The following is a 23,152-nucleotide window of genomic DNA, read 5'->3' as shown; positions in this document are numbered from 1 at the left end:
CTTTCAGCGTGACGGTGATCCGCCGCGCTCGACCGACTCACTGGCCACGTCGATTTCGTAGTCGCGCTGGGCCCGCGGCTGGCCGGAGCTCTGGTATGCCGTGATCGTGAACCGCGCCGTTCCCTGGGTGACCGGGGTTCCGACGATCCCTCCGGTGTCGGCGTTGAGTACGAGTCCCGCGGGCAGGGCTCCCGAGGTCACCGCGTATCGCGTGGTCGCCGGCGTGTTGGTCTTCACGGTCGCCTCGTACAGGTGTCCCTTGGCCGCCGCGAGCAGCGGTCCGGCGTCGAGCTTCGGGGTCGGAGCGACGACGGCCTGGGGGGCGCCGACCGGCTTGCCGTCAGCGTCCAACTCCTGCAAAGACCATCGCTTGCCCGGCTCGACCACGGTCAGGTGCCAGTTCGTCGTCAGGTCGCGGAACCGCGCCCGCTGCTCCGCGGTGAACGCACCCAGGTTGCGGGCCGTCTCCCATTGCTGGATGGCATCGAGCAGCCGCGTGGTGTTCTCCCCGCCCGACACGAGGCTGGAGACCGAGCTCTGGAAACCCGCCCCGGCGTTCAGACCGGCGCCTCGAGCCAGCTTCCACTCCATGGTGAGCAGACTGTCCGAGCCCTTGAGGCTGATCCAGCCGAGCATTCCGGGAAGGTAGTTCGCCTGGAGGTACTTGTTGTTCTTGAACACCTGCTCCATCGAGGTGCTGCCGACTTCGCCCCAGCTGGCCCGGGTCAGCGCGTCCCAGGTGTTCGAGGTCATCCGGCTGGTCTCGGAGATGAATCGGTCCTTGGCATTGGTTCGCCGGAACGTCTTGTTCACGAGGTGAGCCATGCCGTATGCGCCCCAGCCGGACTCCGATGCCGACTCCAGGCCGTCCCACGACATACCGGTGATGCCGGTGTTGTTCCACGCGGTGGTCAGCCTGTCGCTGATCTCGTCGAGGACGGCATGGTTACCGATCGCGCCGCCGTAGCTGTTGGCCACGACTCGGGCGGCGTGGTCGCCCGCAGCGTGTGAGACCGCGACCGATCCCCATCGGGCGCGGTCCAGGCCGGTCAGCTTCCACTCGTTCCCGACCTGCTCGGCCGCTTCGTAGCTGACGAATTCGTCCCCGATGCGCAAGTAGCTGTGGTGCACTCCCGCAGCAAGCAGCGCGCCGGAGTCGAGGTACACGGTGGTGTCGCCGGCCGTCAACGAGCGGGTGAGCGAGGCGCTGCCCCCTGTCACGAGCCGGTCGTCGGCGGGTGGCGTGAGGTAGTCGTCGCGCGGGAACCAGGCCCAGTCGTAGGGCTCGTCGCCGGTGCTGATGAAGTCCGACAGGGTGTGTACGCCGAGCTGTACGCCGTTGGCCTTGGCGATGTCCACGGCTGCCGCGGCCCCGGCGTCGCTCCCGCCCAGGCTCGAGTCGAACTTGTAGTGGCCGCTCGACTCCCATGGGCCGTAGCTGCTGGTAAGTGAGTAGATGCGGTTCATGCCGGCCGCCTTGGCGAATCGGGCCGCCGCCGGAATGTTGTCGGTCTTCAGGTCGCCGAGCACGAGCCACGACTGGCTGCTCGCCTGTGAGGCCTTCTGCCACTGACCGTTCAGTCTTGGGTAGGGCAGCTTCTCGCCCGCCGCGATGTAGGACAGGATCGTCGGCGTCGCCTCAGGCGCGGCTCCGAAGAGTGCCATCTTGGAACCGGCGATCTTGCCGTCGCGGCCGGGCAGCGGCCCGACCGGGATCGGATAACCGTTTACCTTGCGCTGGCGTTCCTTGGTGTAGTCGAAGGTGAAGGCGCGCAGTACGGAACCCCAGGGGGTCACGCCTGCCGCGCTCCACTCCTCCAGAGAACCCACGCTCACGTGGTCCGGGTCGTGGTCAACCTCGCTCTCCCAGCCCATGTCCTGGTACTCCTGCGGCCAGGCGCCTTCGGTACGGTCGGTCAGCGGACGGAGCCCGACGGCGAAATCGTCGTCGCGGACCACGCCCACCGATGTGCCGACCGTCTCGGAGATCGACGTGGCCAGTGGGCCCCACAGCAGGGTCTGCACATCGACGCCCTTCGGCGCGTCGACGGCGACCGCCTCGAACGTGGTGTAGCCGGCCTTGCCGACCACCTCCACCTGAATCGTCCAGTTCGCCGCCGTGTTCCTGAACGAGAGAATCCGGCCGCCGCGCCCGGACCGTTTCACCACGGTCGGCCGTTGCTGTGTGCCGTCGACCACCAGGCTCACCAGGGACGCGGCACGATCGGACGCCATGTAATCGACCCCGGTCCTGACGTCAACGAGTCCCACGATCGTCCCGGCCGCGTCCAGCTTGAGTTTCAGATAGCCGGCCCCGATCTCGATCGACGGAGCCATACCGGCGGAGAGTGCTTGCGCCGACTGTGCCCCGACCACAGTCAGGGCGCCGATGGGCAGCATCGCGGCTGCCAACGCACCGGCGCCTCCGCGAAGTACAGCTCTGCGCGGGGTGTGCTGGAAACAAGGCGTGCTCTTTGAGAACTGCATGTTGGTGCTCCTGTCATCTTTGACGGAAACTGCGCGGCACCGGCCGCTTGTGCCGGTCAGCCCTTCGTGGCACCACCGGTCAGGCCACGGACGAAGTGCTTCTGAAACGCGAGGTAGAAGGCCAGAACGGGCAGTGTGGCCAGCAGCATGAAAGCGAACACCGCAAGACCCGGCGGGCACCGCTCAAGTTCGAAGATCTGGCTATTCCAATGCGGCGCGCAGTGCCGCCTGGAGTAGTGCCCGCGCGTCCGGTTCAGCCGCTACCCGCTCGGCGCGTTCGGACGGTGGCACTGTGGAGCCTGACCTTCGTCTTCCCGACGGCGTTCATCACTTATCTCGCGAGCGCTGCCCTGCTGGAGCGGCTCGACGGAGTCCCGCTGCCGCCCAGGCTGGCCTGGGCGGCAGCGGGAGCCGGCGTGATCGTCTTCGCCCCCAACAACTGAGTTGTCAGGCCGGCTACTTGTCGGTCACGGTGACGACCGCTCGCGCCTTGACCGATGTGTCGGCGACCGTTCCGGCCACGGTAAACCGTCCCTCCTTGGCCACCGTGTCGTCCGAGACAGGATCCCAGGTCACATCGACCGACTTGGTCGTGCCGTCGCTGTAGACGGCCTCGGTCTGTGCGGGCAGCGTAGGCATGGCGCCGACCTTCGTATCGACTGCGACGGTCTTGAAGTCGACGATGGACGTCGCCTTCTGCGCCTCGTACACCTGGAACTCGGCCAAACCGCTCTCCGCGCCGGTCGGGTTCTGGTAATTGCCATCGGGATCGATGGTGAGCTTCACCCAGTTGGTCTTGACGGGCGCATCAAGTTTCACGACATTGTCCGGTTGGCCATCCCACTGGATATCGGTGACCCGCTTGCTGCCACCTTCCCATTCCAGGACTCCTTCCGAGATCCGGTCACCAGACCCTCCGCGATCGGCCAGGTTGATGTGATCAATCTCCACCGCAGTGGGGAAGTCGAGTTTGATCCACGGAGTCCGGTCTGCCTTCTTCGCTGCCCAGGAGGTGGCTTTGGAACCGTCGATCGCCTTCGCACCGAGATAGCGGTCGTCTTGATCGTTGCCGTCCGGGTTGCCGTTTCGATCTCGCACCGAAGAGACCGTCACCTTTGCCTGAGTGGCAATGTTGGTGCTGCGCGCGACGATCGCTTCCTGGTTCGAGCGCACCTTCACCCCATCCAAGGTCACGACCACTTCCGCAGTCGCCTTGAATGTGCCGGTGATCGGCTCCTTCAGCACGATGGTGTTACTGCCCGGCACGTTCTCCAGGCGGTCATCGCTGAACTCGTAGGCGACCGTCGCCTTCGACAGGTTTACTTTCTCGCCGGTGCTGAGGGTTCCCTCAACCGCTGCGACAATCGGCTCGTTTGTCTTGATGTCGCTCTTGTTGAGCGACAGCTTCGCTTCTTTGAGGAATACCGGCAGGGACAGCTGGCCGGATGCATCCACGTCGACGTAGAAGTAGTCGCTTGCGCGGTACCCGTCCAACTCCGCGGTCACGTTGATTCTGGCGCGCCCCTTCCCTGCGGCCGTTACCACACCGTCGGCCCCCACTTCGGCCACGGACGGATCATCGCTGGTGAAAGCAAGCTTTGCAGCTCCCAGGTCGATCGGCTCACCGAGGAAGGAGAATCCTGCTACGCCGGTCGCGGCGGTGCGGCCACCCGCACCGACCTTCGGATCCAGTTTGATGCTGCCGAGCGCGGTGAGATCCTTGGAGGAGAAGGCCTGGACTTCGAGCACGTCGACCGGGCTGCCGTTCTGGCCACCGCCGGGGAACGAGACCCTCACGTAACGCGCCTGCACGCTGGAGTGGTCAGGATCGACCGGATAGTTGTAGTAGAGGCCTTCCTGTTCCCAGGCATACAGTGTCGTGTCACTCGTCGGAACGGCCTGCGTGTCCTTCGACTTCGGCAAACCCGCCCCAGACAGGACCGACGTTTCGTTGCCCTTGGTCCACTTCACGCCATCTTCGCTGTACTCGATCTTCACCTTCTTCGGCACGTTGTAGTAGGTCACATTGTCGGGGTTCGGCATGTGATGGTTGAAGAAGACGTTGACGCGAGTGAGTTCCTGCATCTTCCGCAGGTCGTAGGTGATGCTCGGCGATTCATCGCAGGCCGGCGCGACCCACTTTTCGGAATTGCCTCCCGACGCATCATTGATGGTGCCGTCGGACAACGTGCTCGCGTGCTCGCTGTCGGTGGACACCTGCGGCGCGATCCCCTCCGCGGCATTGAAATCGGGCAGGAGCGTGACGTAGTTCCGGGTTGAGGTGTAGGTCTTCCCATCCACCGTAATGTCGGCCCAGTAGCTGTACATCGTCGGCTTGGCGACCTTGCCGGTGAACTTCATGGTGTTGCCATCGACGACGAACGGCGATTCGTCGGCCGGTACCTCGGTGACCGTGACCTTGCCGGCCGCGTTGTCGCGCTTGCCGTCGACGGTCGCGTAGTGGTACTTGATCTTGGAAGTGTCCAGGATGTCGACCGTGCCGCCCTTACGGGTGAAGGCCTTGAAGGCCACCGGGACGTCCTTGTTCGTGGAGAACTGTCCCCAGAACGTCGCCCCCTTCGTGTACATGTTCACGCCGACAATCGGGAGTGCCGCCGAGATCGCGCCGTTGTGAACCTTGACCGGATACGTGTCGGTCTTGACCTGGGGATCGTTCACACCGTCGTCGTAGGTTGCGGTCACCTTGATGGTCGCGGTCCCGTCGCCGAAAGCCTTGACCCGGCCGGAGCCGCCCACCCTTGCGACCTGCTCGTTGTCGCTGGCGAACTTGAGCTTCGCCGGCGCGAAGACATTGGTGTAGTCGTTCATGTAGCTCTCGGCCCTGAGCTGCAGGGCCTTGGTCGAGGTCTGGCTGCTGAACAGCTTGACGCTCGTCATCTTGTAGTCTCTGACCGGGCTCTTCGTCCTGATCTTGATGATCGTGTCGATGGGATCCGTGGTCACCTTGGACGTGTCGATGTTGATGTAGTACTTGTTGCCGTCCCGCTCCATGGTGAACGGCAGCTCGGTCCCCTTGTTCAGCCACTTCACGGCGTCGACCTTGTAGTCGAACGGCCCGATCCGGCTCATCCGATCCTGGCCGCTGAAGCCCGACTTCGCCACGCCGGAGATCTGGTTCTTGACCATGTGCATGTAGACGTACTGGTCACGAGCCATGGCGTAGCCCCACTCGGGACCCTGACCGTGAGCGATGGCCTTCTGCGGATCGGTGTACCAGCCTGGCTTGCGCGTGTAGTCCAGGGTGTACGGCGTGGTGCCGTACATGGACTCGCGCAGATCAGGCCCGGTGCTGTTGTCCATCCACTTCACGATCGACGCGCGCATGTCCGACAGTTGCTGTGAGGAGACCGGCACCATCGAGAAGATGTTGGTGTTGTCCAGGTTGCTGCTCAAGTTGTCCATGCCGCGGGTCACGGTGATCGAGGAGTCATAGTTCATGACGTAGCCGTGGCCGTACTGGTTGATCAGCTCTTTTGCTGCTTCGGCCCAGTTGTCCCGCTCATTGCCCTTGGCGTATTGGGTCCAGACGTCCAGGGCCGTGGTGTAGGGGTCGTTCCATTCCTCATGGGCGACCTTCCTGCCCTGCGGCAGGACTCCGTTATGCCAGCCGCCGTTGTTGTACGGTTCGCTGTTCCAGAACGGCCGCTCGTGCAGAGTGATGTCCTGATCGCCGGTTTGCGCATTCGGGTTCGCGTCGATGAGTACGCGGTCGTTGTAGTTGCGGGCCGAGCTCCAGGCGACGTCGACGTTGGAATAGGACTCGGGGCCACCATCGGCGAACACGTACGACGGGTTGTATCGCGCCACCAAGTTCTGGATGTCGCTTTCGAGAATCTCGGATCCCTCGTACAGCGATGAGACGTAGACACCGAACTTCAGACCGTAACGCTCGGCAGCCTCCTTGGCCTGCTGTACGCGGTCCTTCACGTGCCAGGTGCCGTCATCCGCCTTGTACAGCGCGTTGTACTTGTACAGCTTGTTGCTGTCGCTCGGGGCCAGGTTCGCATTCGGCGACGGCCAGTAGTAGATGGTGTTCTGGAGGCTTTCTGTCGAAAGCATCGTCATGCCCATCTCTTTGGCCCTCTGGGCCCACTCGTCGTAGTTGTAGTTCGGGTCGTAGAGGTTCGGCGTCGTCCCCGTGGTGTGCGACAGGGCCGACATCTTCCCGTCGATGAACCAATCGACCGGGTTCCTCTTGACCGTGATGGTGTACTGCTTCGTCGCGGAGGCGCCCTGAGCGTCGGTCACCTTCACGGTGAAGGTGTAATCCTTCTGCGTCTTGCCTTGCGCACCGTCCGAGACCGTGCCGTCGATGTGACCGTCGGCCGCCAGTGTGAGCCCGGGCGGCAGTTGGCCATCGGCGACGATCCACTTGTACCCAGGAGCTCCGCCGGCGGCCTGGAAGGAGAACGGAGCAGCCTGCGGGGCGATACTCGACGTGTTCCGCTTGCCGTCGATCGTCGCGACCATTCCGACATACGGGTTCTCGTCATAGGCGTACGGCAGGCTGTTGGACGGATAGTCGTTCGCCGGCGTGTTCGCGTTGCGCTTCTTGAACGCCTCCTGATCAACACTGAGGCCTGTCGTGACAACGGACAGCTGATTGTTGGACGCATTCGGTCCCGCCACGGAGTGCGTCAGGCCGGGGACGAGGTCTCCGTTGCCGTCGCACAGTCTCGCGTAGAAGCCGAGGAAGTTCTTGTTCTTGCCGGTGTTCTTGTGCTGAATCTCGATCAGAAGCTTGTTCCAGCCCTGCTTCAGCTGAACGGGATACTTCGTGCCGTTCTTGTTGACCCTGTTCACGACGCTGCCTTGCTGACCGACCTGAGCGTCGTCTGCGAACAGCCGGTACACACCCGAGCCGCCGACCTGCCACTGAACGTCCTGCGCGGTCGGGCTGTAGACGTAGCTTGCGGCCATAACCCACTTGCCGGTTGTGGCCTGGCCCTGCTTGACGTCGAAGTAGCCCATCAGGTCGTTGTAGTCGTCGTAGTTCCGGTTGAAGATGCGATCGTCGAAGTACTGCCAGGTCGAGGTCTCGTTGCTTCCCGGGTCAGCAAGAGACTTGCCGATCGCGGGGACAACGGGTACGGAAGACCGCTCGACCACCGGATCGGTGTAGGGACCGGAGACCACCCACTGGTTCAGGTATGGTGCCGTGCCTCCGGTTTGAGCCGCCTGGGCTTGCGGCCCCGTGACTACATTGCCAACCGCAAAGGCGAGCGCCATTGCGGTCGCGACGACGCCGCACTGGATCTTGCGCAAATTTTTCATTTTACCTCCTTGTACTTGTCGAGATGGCCGATGCCCGCCGTTGTGGATCTTCAGCGGCCCATTCGCCCCCACAGCCGTCCTCAAGTCGCGGGATCGAAGCCTCCCTCCTGCCCACACCGCTGCATTCAGGGTTGTCAGGATGTTTCACATCCTTTCCAAGGGCGTGCGAATTAGATCAGATCTATTCTCGCCCGACAAGGGTTCTAACGGACGTACCTGTGGCGCGCCGGCATGCAGCGAAGCGAACGCACGGCGATGGCCAGGCACGCGCAACGGGTCCCGCGTCGCGCTCTCGTCGACCCGTGACGGGCTTCCGTGCCCCTCAGCTTTGGCCATTGAGCAGATCTATGCTGGGTCTTCGAACGTGAGCGGAATGAGATCCATCACCGGGTCGCGAAACCTCCCTGAGGACACCCTCCACCAGATGACGACCCGCCTCGCCTGCGAGTACGGCACGATCGTCGTCGAAAACCTGGGCGTCGCCGGAATGGGCCGCAACCGGCGCCTGTCCCGCCGCTTCGCGGACGCCGCGTTCGGCGAGATCCGACGCCAGCGCACCTACAAGACCTGCCGGCGCGGCACGCGGCTCTTCGTCGCCGACCGCTGGTACCCCTCCTCGAAGACCTGCTCCCGCTGTGGTGCGGTGAAAACCGAACTGCCCCTCAGCATGCGCATCTTCGAGTGCGACAACTGCGGCCTCGTCCTGGACCGGGACGCCAGCGCCGGACACAACCTGGTCGCCCTCGCGGCCCGCACCACAGGTACCGGAGTGGCCGGAGACTGGACCTCGCCAAGGCGAAGTCGAAGCCCCGTGGAGCCGACCGGAAGACCCGCGCCACCGGCCCGCGCCGCAAGGCCGGGACGGGGCGGGCAGGTGGCGCGATCCCCAGCCCCCGGGCCGGGAAGGAAACGGGAGACCGTCAACAGGACACCGGCGCGCACCTCGCGCTCTGATGACCCGTTACGGACCATTCCGGTGGAAACATCGGGATCGCTGAGATTGCTTGTTGATCAAAGCAACGGTCAGTGGATCGTCAGGCTGTCCATGTGGGCGCCGTTGGATCCGGCCGTGGTCGCGCGGATCGTGACCCTGCCCACGGGCAGCGCGGCGGCGAGGGAGGTCGTCTTCCAGGTGGCCCACCCCCCGGTCGGGTGGAACGGCAGGGCGCTCTCGACAGGGGAGCCGTTGACCGACACGGACAGCCGGCGATCGCTCGGGCCGCCGTTGGCATAGCGGAAAGTCAGCGTCCTGGTTCCGGCGTCGGGAACGTCGACGGTCCACTCGATGAAGGCGCCGTCCGCCGAGGAGTCGGCGAAGCAGGCGTAACCCGTCCCGGTGTAATCCGGGTGCCGTGTGTCGATGAACGCGCCGTCCAGGGCGGCGCTCTCGACCTGGTGCACGGTCCCGCCCGTGGCCGTCGGGAGCTGCTCGCCGCTCGGCTCGATCCGCGCGGCCACGCCGCCGCGCTCGGCCGCGGGGATCGAGGGTGTCACGACCGACAGGACCTTCCTGGCGGAATCCCACACCGTTCCGCTTCCGTTGACGATCGCCGCGGCCTCGCTGGTGAAGGCGGGCAGGGTGGCGCCGCCGTTGACGCGCATACCGACGGGCGCTGAGAGACCGTGGAGGCGGACCACGTAGCGGCGCGCGGTGGGTGCGTCGGAATAGGTTCCCCGCGGGTGGCGGATGACGACCTTGCGCGCCTTGTCGGCGTAGGTCAGTTCGGTGACGCTCCGCTCGCCCAGTTGGTGGTCCTCGGTGACCCCGTCGTCCTCGACGAGGGAGAACGCACCGTCGGCGCCGCAGTAGACGTCCATCTCCAACTGCCGCTTGTTCATGTACTTCGTGCTCTGCGCGTAGGGATACCTGGGCAGGATGGCGCCGGCCTTGACGAACAGGGGTGTCTCTCCGGTGCGGGTGGCACAGGAGAGTTCGCTGTTGTCGGAACCGGTGTACGGGGTGTCGTTCCAGAAGTCGTACCAGGTGCCGCCCGCGGGCAGCCAGACCTGGGTGCTGCCGCCGCCGTCCGAGGTCAGTGGCGCGACCAGCAGCGAGGGGCCCCACATGTACTGCAGGTCGTGCGCGTAGGCGGTGGCCCTGTCCTGGTAGTCGATGAACATGGCCCTGGCCATCGGCATACCGGTGGAGTGCGCCTGGTGGGCGATTGTGTAGATGTAGGGCATGAGTGTGTAGCGCAGCCGGCTGTACTTCGTGAAGTCCGCCTGCGCGTCCGTGCCCTGGTCCAGCGGCCAGCGAGAGGCGCGCCGACCCGCGCTCGTCGTGTTGGCCGCGCCGTGCGGCCGCCAGATCGGCGAGAGGCTCGACCAGGCCGCCGGCCAGTTGCGGTAGAGGGGATCGGAGATCAGGCCGTTCGCGGCGGGGTGGTAGCCCCCGCCGTCGATGTTGGCGTAGGGGAAGCCGCCGAGGCCGGCGGCCTGCATTCCCCTGATCTGCATCCGCATCTCGTCGTAGGTGGAGTTGGTGTCGCCGCTCCAGTAGTGGCCGTAGCGCTGCTGGCCCGCTGAGGCGCCCCGGCTCCAGTTCCAGGGGCGCTTGGCGCGGCCGATGTGGTCGCCGGTGTCGGGGTCCCAGCCTTCCTGGCCGACTCCCTTGTGCAGATAGAAGAAGTACGCGTTGCGCAGCTCCGACCACTTCCAGCCGTTGGCCGCGTCGGCGTTGTACGGGATGGGTCCCAGCTCGTCGGGCTCGTCCAGCCAGAGGCCGTCGCCGGGATACTTCAGAGTGGGGTCGAAGGCCTTCTTCCAGAAGACGCTCCACACCCAGGCGCGGGTGGCGGGGTTGGTCCAGTCGGGCACCGCGTCCTTCTGGTTCACCGCCGTGACGTCGGCGGCGTCGAAGCTGTAGCCGGGCGGCGGCCCCGCGACCCAGCCGTCCATCTCGTTGGAGTTGTTGCGGTTGTAGTCGAGGGTGACCGTGACACCGTGGGCAGCGGCCCACTCCTCGTATCCCGCGGGGTCGGGCCAGCGCTCGTCGCTGAACTCGAACCACGATCCCGACCAGGCGCCCGAGCCCTGTCGCCAGCGGTTGTCGTTGACCTGGTGGTCGAACGGGAATCCGGCGGCACGGTGCTCGGTGATCTTCTGGCGCCACCAGTTCTGGTCGCTCACACTCGCGAAGTTCTTGTCCGACATCTGCAGGCCGAAGATGGATGCCTGGGGCAGCCGCGGGCGTCCGGTGAGCTGCGTGTACTGGTCGAGCAGGCCGGCGAAGTCCGGGCCGTTGATGAGGAAGTAGTCCAGCTGGGGACGGACACCCTCGGTGTTGTGATCGTCGGCGGAGAACGCATAAGGTCTGCTCCCGCCGAAGCTGAAGGTGGTGTCGAAGGTCGTGTTGAAGAAGACGCCGTACCCGTTGCTGGACAGATAGAGGGGGACGAGCGCGGGCGCCTGCCCGCCGCTCGTGGTGGAGTAGTTGTGCGCTACGAGATCGCCGGTCCGGTCGAGCCTGGGCGACCGCCCGAACGTTCCGTGTCCGGCCTTGATGAAGTGCTCGTCCGCGTCCGCCACAGGCGGCACGAATTCCTGTGTGACCACGCTGTTGTCGGGGCCGCCCCAGCCGAGACTGCGCGTGTCGTCCTCCTTGGCCAGCAGATTGCCGGCCTTCGTGGAGCGCGTGGAGTGCTTGCGATGGAACTCGAGGCGCAGGGGCTTCTTGCGCAGCAGAATCCGGATGCCGTCGAGACCGGCGGTGGTGATCACGAGGGAGTCGTCGTGGTCGTCGACGCTGAGACTTCCGCGCATCCGCGCATGGTTGCCGGGCACCACCATCTCGTAGCGCGAGTCCGGAAAGAACGTCTCACCTGCGCGGATCGCCTGGACCCGCACCATTTGATGGCCATAAGCGGTGATCTTCAGCTGCTGGCCCGTGGCGCTGGTCACGGTGAGGCTGCGGGTGTCCGCCGTGTGGCCGGCGTAGTCGCCGAGTCTCTCCTGGCCCTCGGCGTGGGCGGGGTCGGCGAGGAGGACCGAGGCGGCGGAGGCCGGCAGGGCTGCCGCGGTCAGACGCAGACCTAAGGCACCGACGGTGGCCCGGTTGAACTGACGGCGATTCATCGAGCTGGGCATGACAACTCCTTGCGGTTCTTCGAAGGAGGGGCGGAAGGACCATGGAAGGCTCCCCGCATGAGAGATGACTCGGCTTTAAGTTCACGTATATATACGAAACTTGGACTCGTGAACGGAATGTAGTCAAGCCGCGCTCACGGTGCAAGGGTGCGTGCATGGACCTGAAGGGACAGGTCTGGCACGGATTCTCAAGGTCCCCGACAGGGTCTCTCATCGGATCAGTGGAGAAGGCGGAGGGAGAGCAGGCCCGACGGTGGGACGGTCAGCGAGTACAGACCGGGCCCGAGGGTGAACCGGCGGTTACCCATGAGCGCCCCGGTGGCGTCCCGGACGGTTTCCTCCACGTCAGTTGAGCCGGTGACGTCCAGCGTGACCCGGGGCGCTGAGGTGACGTTCACCACCTCGACCAGCCGGGTCCGCGCCAGATCGACCGGGGCGATCCGCTCGGCATGCAGCACGACGACCTGGTGCCCGTCCGCTCGGGCTCGCACGATCGGGTACAGCTCGTCGGGACGGCCCGGGTCCACTTCGCCGTCGAGCAGGACCGGCCGCAGCCGGGTCCAGGTCCGCAGTCAGAACGCCAGGGCCGCCCGGTGGTCGTCGCGCAGCCGGTCCAGCCTGCTCGACAGCTGTGGCACTGACGTAAGGACGCTGAGCAGCTGGCGGGCCGCAGATTCCGGTGAGCCGTCGGGATCCCACATGAGCATGTCGGAGTGGACGGCGCCGCCGAGCGCGAGCAGTCCGGTGTCCAGGGTCCTGACTCTGTTCGCGACGGCGTCGGCCGGGCAGTCGGTGGCCCTGAGCAGGTTGCCGTAGGCGGCCATGCCGTGGCCGAGGTAGGGCTGGCGCAGCTCGATCATGATGCCGGGCCTGATCGCCTGGAGTGCGACGCGCAGTTCGTCGAGCAGGACGGTCATGGCGAGGCCGATGTCCTCGCCGTCGCCCGCGTAGATCTGCGCGTCGTCGAGGAAGTCGATCTTCAGCCCGTCGAGCCCGTGATCGGCGACCATCCCGGCGCACAGCGCCACGATGTGGGCCCGCACTTCGGGACGGCGTGGGTCGAGCACATGGGCACCCGGAGCCGTGCGGCTGGGCAGCGGGGCAAGGTCGCGCATGCGTTCCCAGGCAGCCGACTCCGGGCCGAGCAGCAGCGGGGCGACCCAGACCAGGTAGGCCATGCCGAGTTCCTTGACCCGTCGGACATGCCCGGCCAGATCGGGGAACTTGGCAGTGTCGACCGCCCAGTCGCCGGCCCACGCGTAGCCGCGCTTGTTGCCGCCGGCGACCCAGCCGTCGTCGAGGATCAGCGTTCCGCAGCCGAGGTCGGCGGCGTGCGCGGCCTCGGCCTCAACGGCGTCCGCGTGGACGTCCTGGCCGAAGGCGTACCAGGTGGAGTAGACCGGCGCCCGTCCCGCGGCGGGGGTCGGCAACGGCGGGAGGGCGGCGGTCTCGGCGAGACGGCCGCGTAGCGACCGCAGCGCCGTGGCGACGGAGGTTGCGCGGGGCGCGAATGCCAGCGTGTATGGCCCGTCCCCGGCGGTCAGATGCAGATGGACCACGAACCGCTTGGTCGCCTCGGAGATGCCGAAGACCAACTCGGTCTCGATGACAGGGTCTTGTGCCGCGAACGCCAGCATGGTCGCGCCGGATGTCTCGTAGAGGCAGCCGACGGGAGCGCCCTTGATCAAGCTGGTGTGGATCCTGCCCGCCCAGTCCGCCAGCAGGGTCCGCTCCCAGCCACAGGCCGGATGCCAGAAGCCGACGGCATCGCGCAGCGGAACAGCCAGCCGGATTTCCACGGCGGTGCCCTTCGGGGCGGTGATGTCCAGGGCAATCAGCCCGCCGGGCAGCTCGCGGACGGCGAACCGACCGCCCAGCAGCGCGACCGTCACGTCGTCGATCAACGGGGTCTCCGGCGCCGCGGGGCGCTCGGCAGTGGTCACAATACTCATGGTCATGAACTCCTCGGTAGTGGAGACAGGCGTGGGAGCCCGGATCGGGCGGACGGGGCGATGGCCTCGGCCAACGCGCGGCTCAGCAGGCTGTCGTGGGGTCGTCGTCCGCAGGACGGTGCCGCGCGCGACGACGATCCGCCGGGTCCGGGGCAGGTGGTGCTTCCCCGGTCGTGCCGCAGGTGTGCACATCACGGCCGGCAGATCGCCCTGCGCGCACTGCGCGGCCCGTACCAGGCAATGATGCGGGTCAGTGTCGACGGTGCGGCCCCCGTCACGATCACGGTGTCGGCGCACAAGAACCAGGCGAGCCAGGGCCACGACATCTCTCTGGACGCCGTCGAAGGGCAGCGCTGAGGCGTGTCGTCACACTTCCGTCGTGGCCCTGACTGTTTTCAGCGGTCATGGACCGACCGAGGCCGTTGTCAGCCGCGAGTGACCTGCAGGCTGTACGTGACCTCCGCGTCGGGCATGATGCCGTTGTTGCGCGCGGTGATCGTGAACCGCTTGGTGCCCGGGGCGGTGGGGACTCCGGTGATGCCGCCGGTGTCCTTGTTCAGGCTCAGTCCGGCGGGCAGCGCGCCGGATGTGACCTCGTACCGGACCGTCCGGGGCGAGCTAGAGGTGACCTTGAACGCGTACAGCTCACCCACGCGGCCGTCGGCCGGCTCCGGTGTCGTGAAACCGGGCTTCGGCGCCTGCACCGGCTGAGCCTGGCCGACCGGACTGCCGGACGAGTCCAGCTCCTGCAGCGACCATTCCTTCCCCTCGGTCATCTCGCTCAGGTGCCAGTTCTTCTTCTCGTCGGTCATGAGTTGCTGCTGGGCGGGCGTGAAGGCGCCGGCCTCGATGGCGGAGTTCCAGATGCGTACCGCGGTGAGGACCGCCGCTGTGTTGGATCCCTTGGCGAGACTGTCCGTGCTCGTCTCGAACCAGCCGAAGTTCGCGCCGATCGACGCTCCAAGGGCCAGGTTGCGCTCGACGCCGAGCGTGCTCGCACCTCCGCCGATCGGTAGTGAACCACCCATGGCAGGCAGGAAGTTGGCCCGGTAGAAGTTGTTGTTCCTATTCACCTGCGTGTAGTTGGAGTCGGACCAGCCGATGCCGCCCCAGCTGATCCGCGACTGGGCGAACCACGAGTTGGACGACGGGTTGGAGGCCTCGCAGATGAAGCCGTCCTGGGAGTCGAGCCGGCGGTAGATCCCGTTGACCAGGTGAGCGAAACCCTGGCCGCGCCAGCCGCTCCAGGACACCTCCTCCAGTCCGTCGTACGAGATGCTCCGGACGCCGCTGGTGTTGGCCATCGTGGCAAGGCGGGTGGCGATCTCGTCGATGATCGGCAGGTCGCCCCGTGCGCCGCCGTACTGGTTCTCCGCGATCCGGGTGGCGTCGGCCCCGGCGGGGTAGGCCGCCGCGGTCGATCCCCACTGCGCACGGCGGACGCCGGTGAACTGCCACTCGCCGGCGCCTGCCTGCGTCACACCGGAGTACGTGAGGAACTCGTCGCCGATGCGCAGCCGGTGGCCGATGATGTGTCCGCCGCCGCCGGAGTCTCCGTCGGCGTACAGGGTCGTGTCCGACGCGGCCAGAGCGTGGGTCAGCTTCACGGTCGCGCCGACCGTGAGCCGCTTGTCGGCCGGTGTGGGAGAGATGTACGGGTCATTGGCCTGGATGAAGTTGGACAGGGTGTGCACGCCGACCCGCATGCCGCCCGCGGCGGCGGTCGCCACCAGTTGAGCCGCGGCGGCGTCCGAGCCGCCGAAGCCGCTGTTGAACTGGTAGTGCCCCGTCGACTTCCAGGGACCGGCCGCGCCCTGCACGGAGTAGACGTTCTTGATGCCCGCCTGCTTCGCGAACTTCATGGCGTCGGAGAGGTTCGAGGTGCCGAGGGACGACAGGGCCAGGAACGGCTGCCGGGTCGCCCTGGCCACCTTCTGCCACTGCCCGTCGATGGTCGGGTACGGCAGGTGCTCGCCCTGCGCGATCTGGCTGAGCACGGTGAGCACGAGATCAGGGGCGCTGCCGTACACGGCCAGCTTCGATCCGAGGATCCGGCCTTCGAAGCCCGGCAGCGGGCCGATCCGGATGCCGTCCTCGCGCGTCCGTACGGTGCTGTAGTCGTAGGAGTAGGCGCGCAGAATGCTGCCCCACGACGTCTTCGCCGCGGCGCCCCACTCGTTCTGCGTTCCGGCCTCCCCGTACGGCTTCGACTTCACCTCCGAGCCGAACCCGTACGCGTCGAACTCCTTGGGCCAGCCGCCGACGGTCTTGTCGTTGAGCGGGGTGATGCCGAGGGCGAAGCCGCTGTCGCGGACCACGCCGACGGCCTCACCGACGGTGTCGGTGACGCTGGTGGTCAGCGGGCCCCACAGCAGGGTCCGCACATCCGCGCCCGGTGCGGCGTCCAGACCGACGACCTCAAGTGTGGCGTATATCGCGTGGTTGACGAACTTGACCTCGACCGTCGCCTTGTCGCCGCTGAACACCAGCACGTGCCGGTCCCGCCGCGAGACCTTCACCTGGGTGGGGACGTCCTGTTTCCCGTCGCCCAGCACGACGGACACCAGGGGGAGTGACTTGCCTGCCGCCAGGTAGTCGGTTCCCTTGCGTATGTCCTTCAGTTCGACGACCCGGCCTGTCGGGTCGAGGCCCAGCGACAGAAATCCCGCCCTGATCCGCAACGGGCGGCCGGCCTGCTCCGTGATCGCCGGCCCTGCTGCTGCCGCCGCCGGCTGGGCGAGGGCCGACGTCGCGATGAGCGCCAGCGAACCGAGACCACCGGCGATCAGGACGTTTCTTCTGTCCACGATTCCTCCAAATCGACATGTGTCGATATGTCTCGTGTTTTACGTGGAAGGTGCAATCGGTTGTGCAGTGGTGCCGGCCGGCGTCGTCACCGATGAAGACCACGACGCCGACCGGTCGCCGTGTCACCTATCTCCCGTTGATGGAAACCTCGAGCAGATCGGTCGTTGACCCGTTCGAGCCGCCGTCGAACACCAACTTCACATACTGGGCCTGTGCGCTAAGGGGGTACTGGTTGTGGAACCCGAAATAGGCAGTTCCCGTTGGGCCGTTGACGGTACTGGCATCACTCCAGGTCACGCCGTCGACACTGGTTTGAATCTTGATTGTCTTGGGCGTGTTGATGTACCGCTGATCCAACGTGTTGAAGTCGATGTCGATGTTCGCGATATCGGACTTCGCGGGAAGCTTGAATTGAATCCAAGCCTGTTCGCTTCCTGGCACCGACCACTTCGACTGATCGAAGTGGTCGCCATCGATGAGCCTGCCGTCGGTGAGGTTCGACAACACATCTTGCCCCTGGCCGGCCGTGATTTCGGCGCCCTTCGTAAGGTTCCGGTGCGGCAGCAGGTCCATGAAGACCTTGTTTGTTCGGTAGGTTTTACCGTCCAGTGTCACGTCTGCCCAGACGACTCCTCTCGTGGGTGCCTTGACCTGCGGGGTGATGATCTCTTTCCCCTTGACCGTGAACGTGTCCACTTCCTTGATGGCGACCGGCTTGTATTTGTCACCGCCGACCAGGTCGACGATTCCGCCATGCCATCTGATCTGAGCTGCATCCAAGCCGATGGGCCCGCCTGAGGCCGACCTGCCTTGTATCTCGTACTTGAGCCCATCGTTCAGGCCGAACTCGCCGTAGGCCTCTTTCCCTTCCACCGACAACGATGCACTGATCATGTCGGCGGCATAGACGAGGCCATCCTTGACCGTCACCTTCAACGCGCCTTGTTTGGTCACGCCCTCATAAGTGCCTCGTACCGTGATGCTCGTCGTGCCGTCCGACACCGGATGCACGATTCCACTGGCGCGAACTTTCGCTACCTCAGGGTTCGTGCTGCTGTAGATCACGTCCGAAAGCTTGTCTTTCAGCGCGGGATACGTCATGTAGCCCGCGGCATTGACCTTCAGTACCTTCGGCGCCAGCTGCTCACCGGTGACGTCGACGTCGGTCAGCTTGTACTTGCGCTCAGGATTGTCAGTCACGATCTTGACGATCGTGTCGATCGGGTCTTCCCGCACATCGGCCAGGTTGATGGTCAGGCTGTCGCCCTTCTGGCTGAACGATGTGACCGGGATGTCGCTGTTCAACCATCTCACTGACTTCACCCGATCCTTGACCGGACGAATGGTCAAGGACTTGTCGGTGATCGCGTCGAATCCCTTCTTGCCGTCCGGCCCCTTCAGGATGTGAAGATAGATGCTGTTGTCTCTGGCGGTCGCATAGCCCCATTGCGGGCCAGTCGTGCTGTTGGGGAAAGCGAACTTCTCGTAGTTTCCTCGTCCATCGTCTTCGTAGCCGGCGCCCGCCAGGAAGTACGGCGTTGTTCCCGTCGTGGACTCGTGTCTCTCCGGCCCATGCTCCGGAGCGAACCAGTTGGCCAGGTCCTCTCTTACGTCGATGAACTCCTGGACAGCCTTCGGGTATCTCGTGGCGATGTCCTGGGGAGAGTCCCAGTTCGGTCCCCGGCTGTCGAGAACCGATTGATCGTTGTTGTCGACATAGCCCCGACCGGCATTCATCACCATCTCTTTCGTGACCTGCCTGAAGTCGTCGCGCTTTCCGTAGTACGGCGAGAGCATGTTCTTGGTGTGGATCATCTTCCACGGTTCCATGGGGGTCCGCTTGAGAAGATGGTTCTTCCCCGCATTGGCGTAGATGCCCGACGCCTCGCCGGTTCTCACATCCGGATCGCCGTACTCTGCTCCCCAGGCATTCGAGTCCACGATGATCTCATCGCTGTGGTTGCGTACCGCGCTGTACATCGCGTCGTAGTTGGCATTGGGCATTGCCTGTGGACCGTCGAAGTACAGGTAGTCCGGAGTGTAACGCCCAATGAGATCCTCCATGTTCTGCACGAACACATCGGTGGAGTAATGCTGCAAACCGCCGCCCTCGGTCCCGTAGTACAGGCCGAATTTCATGCCGTACCGCTTTACTGCCTGTTCGTACTGCTTCAATCCATCTACTATTTTTCCGTTCTCGTCCTTTGGGAGGTATTCCGCCCTGATGTGCTTCGGATCGGCGAATTTCGACGGCCAGAAGTAGTTCTGCTGCAGAGATTCGATCGACACCAGCGAGTGTCCTTGACGCTTCGCTCTCGCTGCCCATAGATCAACGGAGTAGTTCGGATCCACGAAGTAGTTGTACGTCGGGGTGGCATGGGTCAGTGCGCCGACCCTGCCCTCCTCGAACCACTTGTTCGGACGTTCCTTCACCGTGATCGTGAAGTCTTTTGAAGCAGTGTCCCCTTCCTTGTCGGCCACCTGGACGGTGAAGTGGTAGTTGCCTGGTTTGGTGTTGACGCCGACGATGCCTTTGGCGCTGTTCAGATCGACTTTCCCGTCGACCAGTCCATCCGCGATGGAGCCATCAGGGTTCAGCTCCAGACCACCAGGCAACTTCCCGTCGATGACCTTCCATGTATAGCCCGGCGCACCGCCGGCGGCCATGAACTGGAAAGCCGAAGCGCCGACGCCGTGCTTGTTGCTGGACGCCGACTTGTTCCAGACGTACGGCCATTCCTTGTAGCCGGCAGGCATGTTGTTCTTCGGAAGCGAAGTATGGATCGCATCGTCGGTCGAGAGTCCTTGTGACGCGATCTGCAGACTCCCCGACGGCCCTGTCACGGAATTGACCAGACCATCGATCTTGTTGCCGTTCTGATCCGCCACCCGGCCGTAGAACCCGAGATAGGCGACGTTCTGATCCTTGGCGATCGGCACACCGTTTGAATTCACGTCCTCCGTGTAGGTGTGCTTGACCTGAATCATCAGCTTGTTCCAGCCTGCGTGCAGCTGGACTGCTTGCTTCGTCAGATCCTTCTGCACCTCCACCGGGGTGCTTGGGGTCGTCAGACAGCTGTCGTTCGCATACAGCCGGTACGAACCGCTCGCTCCGGCGTTGAAATATGCCTGCTGCTCGACCGGACTGTAGACGTACGTGTGCGCGTACACGTACTTGTTCCTCGTATCGACACCCTTCTTGACGGAGTAATACCCGTAAAGATCCTGGTAGTCGTCGTAGTTCCGGTTATAGATGCGGTCGTCGAAGTACTCCCACTTTCTGCTTTCGTTGCCGAAGCTCAACGGCTCGCCGACCTTCGGGGTAATCTTCGTCTTCCCCTCGACCGGGGTCTTCGAGTCATCGGCTTCACAGTCATATCGCTTGTCGACCACCGGCGAATTGAACGGTCCCGAGACCAGCCACGAGTTGATGAACGGAGCGTTCCCGGCAGCTTGCTGCGCGGATGACTGCTTCGTTGCGGATACACCGAACAGGAGTGATGCGACGATCATCACTCCCAAGAAAGAAGCGATCTTTCTATAGCTTTTACTCACTGTCGAGTGGCCCTCTCTCCATAAGCGACTATTCCGTGCTCCGCTATTACAGGAATGCGGGACTGATCGTCAGCTGGCTTCAGCACCAGCTCTGCCGGTAGAGCACCAGCGGAGACCTCGCACCGGCTCGTCTATGAAGTGGCACCTCGGCCAACTGCCCTCCGCTGTGCAGGGAGACTGTGGCGGTGCATTCCGCGGCGACCGCCTCACGGGCGGCGCCGGGCGCCGTGAGGGTGGTCCCGCCTTCGGTGGTGATCGCCGGCGATCAGGAAGTTCTGCTGTCCACGACTCCTCGATTCCTTCAAATCGAGATGTGCCGATATACCTCATGTTTACGTGGATGATGCAATCGGTTGTGGTGCCGACCGGCGCCGTCACCGGTCGGCACCTCGACTCAGCCGCGCAGGAGGTTCGTCGCCGGGCTCGCGGCCCGGACCTCGAAGCGCCGGAGCGAATAGCCGAAGGACGACGTGCGCTTGACGCCCTGCATGCGGAGGTACCGGCCCGACACGGGAGCGAAGGTGAGTTCGTCGACACGGGCGCCCGCAGGCTTGTCCCTGACGGCGGTAGCTGTCTTCCAGTTCGTCCCGTCGTCGGAGAGCTGGATGTCGTAGTCCTGGCCGGAAGCGGTCTCCCAGTCGAGCAGGACGCGGCGGACCTTCTGTACCTGGCCCAGGTCCACCTGGATCCATTCACCGTCGTGATAGGCGCTGGCCCAGCGGCTTCCGGCGTCCCCGTCGGTGGCGTTCTCCGGTCCCAGACCGGCTGTTTCGGACGACGACGCGGTGGCCGGCCGGTGCAGCGCCAGATCTGGCGCGTCGAATACACGCATGCTCCACAGCGCGTAGCCGTCCTGCTTGCGGGCAGCTTCGGTGCCGACGAGACGCACGTACCGGGCGGTGACCGGTTCGAAGGTGAGCGTGTCTGACCCTGCGGACGTGCGGTCCGTGCGGTGGGCGACCGTGGTCCAGGTCGTACCGTCGCCGGACACCTGGATCGCGTAGTCGCGGCCGTGTGCGGGCGCCCAGTCCAGGTCGACCTTGGTGACGGTCTGCGGGCGGCCGAGGTCCACGCGGAGCCAGGCGTGATCTCCCGGGCCGCTCTGCCACTTGGTGGTGCTCACCCCGTCGAACGCCGCGTCGGCCGTGCCCGCGGACGCGATCGCCGGCTTGCCCGCGCTCAGCTCGCTGTTGGCCGGGGTGGCCAGCGTCGTGGCGACCTCGGTCAGCCCCGTACCCACGCCGAGCTTGCGCACGGTCGACATGAAATCGCTGTACGGGACACCCGAGTTGGCGCCGCTCCACATCTTCTGCGCGAGGACTCCGAAGGTGGGCTCGACCAGTTTGTGTACGTCAAGTTCGGTGTAGCTGGACTTGGTCAGGTCGTTCCACACCGAGGACATGGCGCCGAGGAGTTGGGGGTCCTTCGGTGCGACGCTCTGGCCGCCCGGGAAGACGTTGGGCTCCCACTGGTCGTAGAGGTACTTACCGTCCAGACCGTGGCCGTGGTAGTAGCTCGCGAACGGGACGATATAGAGCAGGGCGTCGTTGGTGTTGATGAACGAGTAGCCGTCCTTCATGGCGGCCTGTGGGCCGTACCACGAGTTGTTCCAGCTGTTGAGGGTGACGTCCCGGTCGTAGCCCTCGGTGCTGGACGCCATCAGGGACAGGCTGCCCCAGGCGCGCGGATGCTTGCCGAGCGTGCGGATGTGGGCGGCCACGTCGTTGAAGTAGGTCTTGTAGCGGGGCTTGTCGACCCGGTACTCGTCGGCGCCGAAGTGCACGTCCGGGCCGCGGAACCACGGCGTGAACTCGTCGAACACCGACTTCATGAACGCGGTGGTCTCCGGCTTGGACAGGTCCAGGTGGTCGGAGTCGCCGTTGTTCAGACCGAGGGACGGCTTGAACCGGATGAACGCGAGGGCGTGGGCGGGAGCGTCGAACTCGGGGACGATCGTGACGCCGTTGGCGGCGGCAGTGTCCTCGAAGGAGTCCCAGTCGCGCCGGTCGTATGCTCCGTCCTTCGAGGCCAGGCCGGACAGCGCGGGGTTGTCGGTCTTGAGCCGGAAGCCGGCCTGGGCCTCGCTCCAGGGCCGGTCGCCCTTGAACCCGTTGTCGTTGAGGTGGATCTGGAACTCGTTGAGCTTGAACCAGCCCATGAGACGGATGTAGTCCCGGATGAAGTCCGCGGTGAAGAAGCGCCGCCCGACATCCAGCGTGAAGCCCCGCACCTTGTAGTTCGGCCAGTCCACGGCAGTGCCCACGGGGACGGAGTCACGGCCGTCGTCGAGCAGCAGGATCTGCAGGAGCGTACGGGTGCCGTAGTAGACGCCCTTCGCGGTCGGCGCGGTGATCCGCACGTTCTTGCCGGTGACCGTGAAGGTGTAGCCCTCTTCCTTGAACCGGGCGCTGTCCACCGCTTCGGGCAGGGTGGGATCGATCGACAGCACGATGTCGCCGCTGTGCGGGTGGCGCGGCGACAGGGCCGGCTTGCGCCCCGTGACCTGCTCGATCTCGTCAGGGAGCGTGGCGAGTTGGTCGCGGAGGCTGTCGCGCTGTGCGCCGGCGAACACGATGCGGCTGTGCCGGCGCAGTTCGAAGAATCCGGTGCGGCCCTGCCACTTCTGGAGGGCGGGTACCACTGCGGGTTTGCCGTTGACCGGTACGGGGTCGGCGCTCGCCGGCGTGGCGGGAGCGGCGAGGGCGAGGGCGAGCAGGGTGACCATTAACGAGAGAAGGCACAGCAGCTGTCTTGGACGCACTCTCATGTGAAACTCCAAGCGTTCTCGATGGATTCGTTCCTGGAGATCCGTGCGGGTGACGCGAAGGGGAGCAGGTGCCGACTGCGCCGCGGCCCCGCGGGGGGCCGGGGGGGGGGGGGGGGGTGTAGGGCGGGGGGGGGCCGTGGGTTTGTTTTTTGGGTGGGGGGGTGTGCCCCCCGTAATTGGGGGGGTGGGGGGTTTTTGGGTG

Annotated in this window: 10 protein-coding genes and 2 pseudogenes; 3 read left to right on the top strand and 9 right to left on the bottom strand. The window is 65.0% G+C overall.

Features of this window, described 5'->3' with window-relative positions; all coding sequences use genetic code 11:
- Positions 1 to 3: 3 nt before the first annotated feature.
- Positions 4 to 2,487, bottom strand: a complete 2,484-nt coding sequence (locus tag ACFVYE_RS37850; RefSeq protein WP_383979189.1) for an Ig domain-containing protein — start codon at positions 2,485 to 2,487, stop codon at positions 4 to 6.
- Between the two features lie 56 nt (positions 2,488 to 2,543).
- A pseudogene (locus ACFVYE_RS37845) lies at positions 2,544 to 2,651 on the bottom strand (carbohydrate ABC transporter permease); the annotation flags it as partial.
- 120 nt (positions 2,652 to 2,771) lie between these two features.
- Between ACFVYE_RS37845 and ACFVYE_RS37840 the strand changes: the two are divergent.
- Complete coding sequence (locus ACFVYE_RS37840) at positions 2,772 to 2,930, top strand: hypothetical protein (RefSeq protein WP_389608461.1); 159 nt, start codon at positions 2,772 to 2,774, stop codon at positions 2,928 to 2,930.
- A gap of 13 nt (positions 2,931 to 2,943) precedes the next feature.
- Here ACFVYE_RS37840 and ACFVYE_RS37835 read toward each other — a convergent pair whose 3' ends face one another.
- The gene (locus tag ACFVYE_RS37835; RefSeq protein ID WP_389608460.1) at positions 2,944 to 7,782 is read right to left on the bottom strand and encodes a discoidin domain-containing protein; all 4,839 of its coding nucleotides are present in this window, start codon (positions 7,780 to 7,782) and stop codon (positions 2,944 to 2,946) included.
- Positions 7,783 to 7,921: 139 nt separating this feature from the next.
- Between ACFVYE_RS37835 and ACFVYE_RS37830 the strand changes: the two are divergent.
- A pseudogene (locus ACFVYE_RS37830) lies at positions 7,922 to 8,461 on the top strand (zinc ribbon domain-containing protein); the annotation flags it as partial.
- 344 nt (positions 8,462 to 8,805) lie between these two features.
- On the opposite strand, the gene ACFVYE_RS37825 reads toward ACFVYE_RS37830, so the two are convergent.
- From ACFVYE_RS37825 to ACFVYE_RS37815, 3 genes are all read right to left on the bottom strand, one after another.
- The gene (locus tag ACFVYE_RS37825; RefSeq protein ID WP_383973804.1) at positions 8,806 to 11,868 is read right to left on the bottom strand and encodes a TIM-barrel domain-containing protein; all 3,063 of its coding nucleotides are present in this window, start codon (positions 11,866 to 11,868) and stop codon (positions 8,806 to 8,808) included.
- Between the two features lie 218 nt (positions 11,869 to 12,086).
- On the bottom strand, positions 12,087 to 12,359 hold the full coding sequence (locus tag ACFVYE_RS37820; protein WP_389608459.1) for a hypothetical protein: 273 nt from the start codon (positions 12,357 to 12,359) through the stop codon (positions 12,087 to 12,089).
- 81 nt (positions 12,360 to 12,440) lie between these two features.
- Positions 12,441 to 13,820 (bottom strand): glycoside hydrolase family 36 protein, encoded by a 1,380-nt coding sequence (locus tag ACFVYE_RS37815; protein WP_389608458.1) that lies wholly within the window; start codon positions 13,818 to 13,820, stop codon positions 12,441 to 12,443.
- A gap of 60 nt (positions 13,821 to 13,880) precedes the next feature.
- On the opposite strand from ACFVYE_RS37815, the gene ACFVYE_RS37810 reads away from it, so the two are divergent.
- Positions 13,881 to 14,177 carry a hypothetical protein gene (locus ACFVYE_RS37810; RefSeq protein ID WP_383973808.1) on the top strand — a complete coding sequence of 99 codons (297 nt, stop codon included), beginning with the start codon at positions 13,881 to 13,883 and terminating at the stop codon, positions 14,175 to 14,177.
- A 68-nt stretch (positions 14,178 to 14,245) separates the two neighbouring features.
- Here the strand turns inward: ACFVYE_RS37810 and ACFVYE_RS37805 are convergent, their stop codons facing one another.
- The 3 genes from ACFVYE_RS37805 to ACFVYE_RS37795 form a co-directional block, all read right to left on the bottom strand.
- Entirely contained in the window at positions 14,246 to 16,627 is a 2,382-nt protein-coding gene (locus ACFVYE_RS37805; protein ID WP_389608457.1) for an Ig domain-containing protein, read from the bottom strand.
- Positions 16,628 to 16,754: 127 nt separating this feature from the next.
- A complete protein-coding gene (locus ACFVYE_RS37800) occupies positions 16,755 to 20,141 on the bottom strand; it encodes a discoidin domain-containing protein (protein WP_389608456.1) in 3,387 nt (1,128 codons plus the stop codon).
- 436 nt (positions 20,142 to 20,577) lie between these two features.
- A complete protein-coding gene (locus tag ACFVYE_RS37795) occupies positions 20,578 to 22,950 on the bottom strand; it encodes a discoidin domain-containing protein (protein WP_383973814.1) in 2,373 nt (790 codons plus the stop codon).
- Between the last annotated feature and the right edge of the window lie 202 nt (positions 22,951 to 23,152).

Origin of the sequence: Streptomyces sp. NPDC058239, from assembly GCF_042882185.1 — a bacterium.
Taxonomy (GTDB): Bacteria; Actinomycetota; Actinomycetes; order Streptomycetales; family Streptomycetaceae; genus Streptomyces.
Note: the sequence above shows the minus strand (reverse complement) of the source record. Positions and strands in the feature narration are given on the sequence as shown.

What these genes read in the sequence shown, in the direction of transcription:
- ACFVYE_RS37835 (WP_389608460.1), bottom strand. Translation starts at nt 7,782, where the DNA reads ATGAAAAATTTGCGCAAGATCCAGTGCGGCGTCGTCGCGACCGCAATG.
- ACFVYE_RS37800 (WP_389608456.1), bottom strand. Translation starts at nt 20,141, where the DNA reads ATGATCGTCGCATCACTCCTGTTCGGTGTATCCGCAACGAAGCAGTCA.
- ACFVYE_RS37795 (WP_383973814.1), bottom strand. Translation starts at nt 22,950, where the DNA reads ATGAGAGTGCGTCCAAGACAGCTGCTGTGCCTTCTCTCGTTAATGGTC.
- ACFVYE_RS37810 (WP_383973808.1), top strand. Translation starts at nt 13,881, where the DNA reads ATGGCCTCGGCCAACGCGCGGCTCAGCAGGCTGTCGTGGGGTCGTCGT.
- ACFVYE_RS37825 (WP_383973804.1), bottom strand. Translation starts at nt 11,868, where the DNA reads ATGCCCAGCTCGATGAATCGCCGTCAGTTCAACCGGGCCACCGTCGGT.
- ACFVYE_RS37815 (WP_389608458.1), bottom strand. Translation starts at nt 13,820, where the DNA reads ATGAGTATTGTGACCACTGCCGAGCGCCCCGCGGCGCCGGAGACCCCG.
- ACFVYE_RS37850 (WP_383979189.1), bottom strand. Translation starts at nt 2,487, where the DNA reads ATGCAGTTCTCAAAGAGCACGCCTTGTTTCCAGCACACCCCGCGCAGA.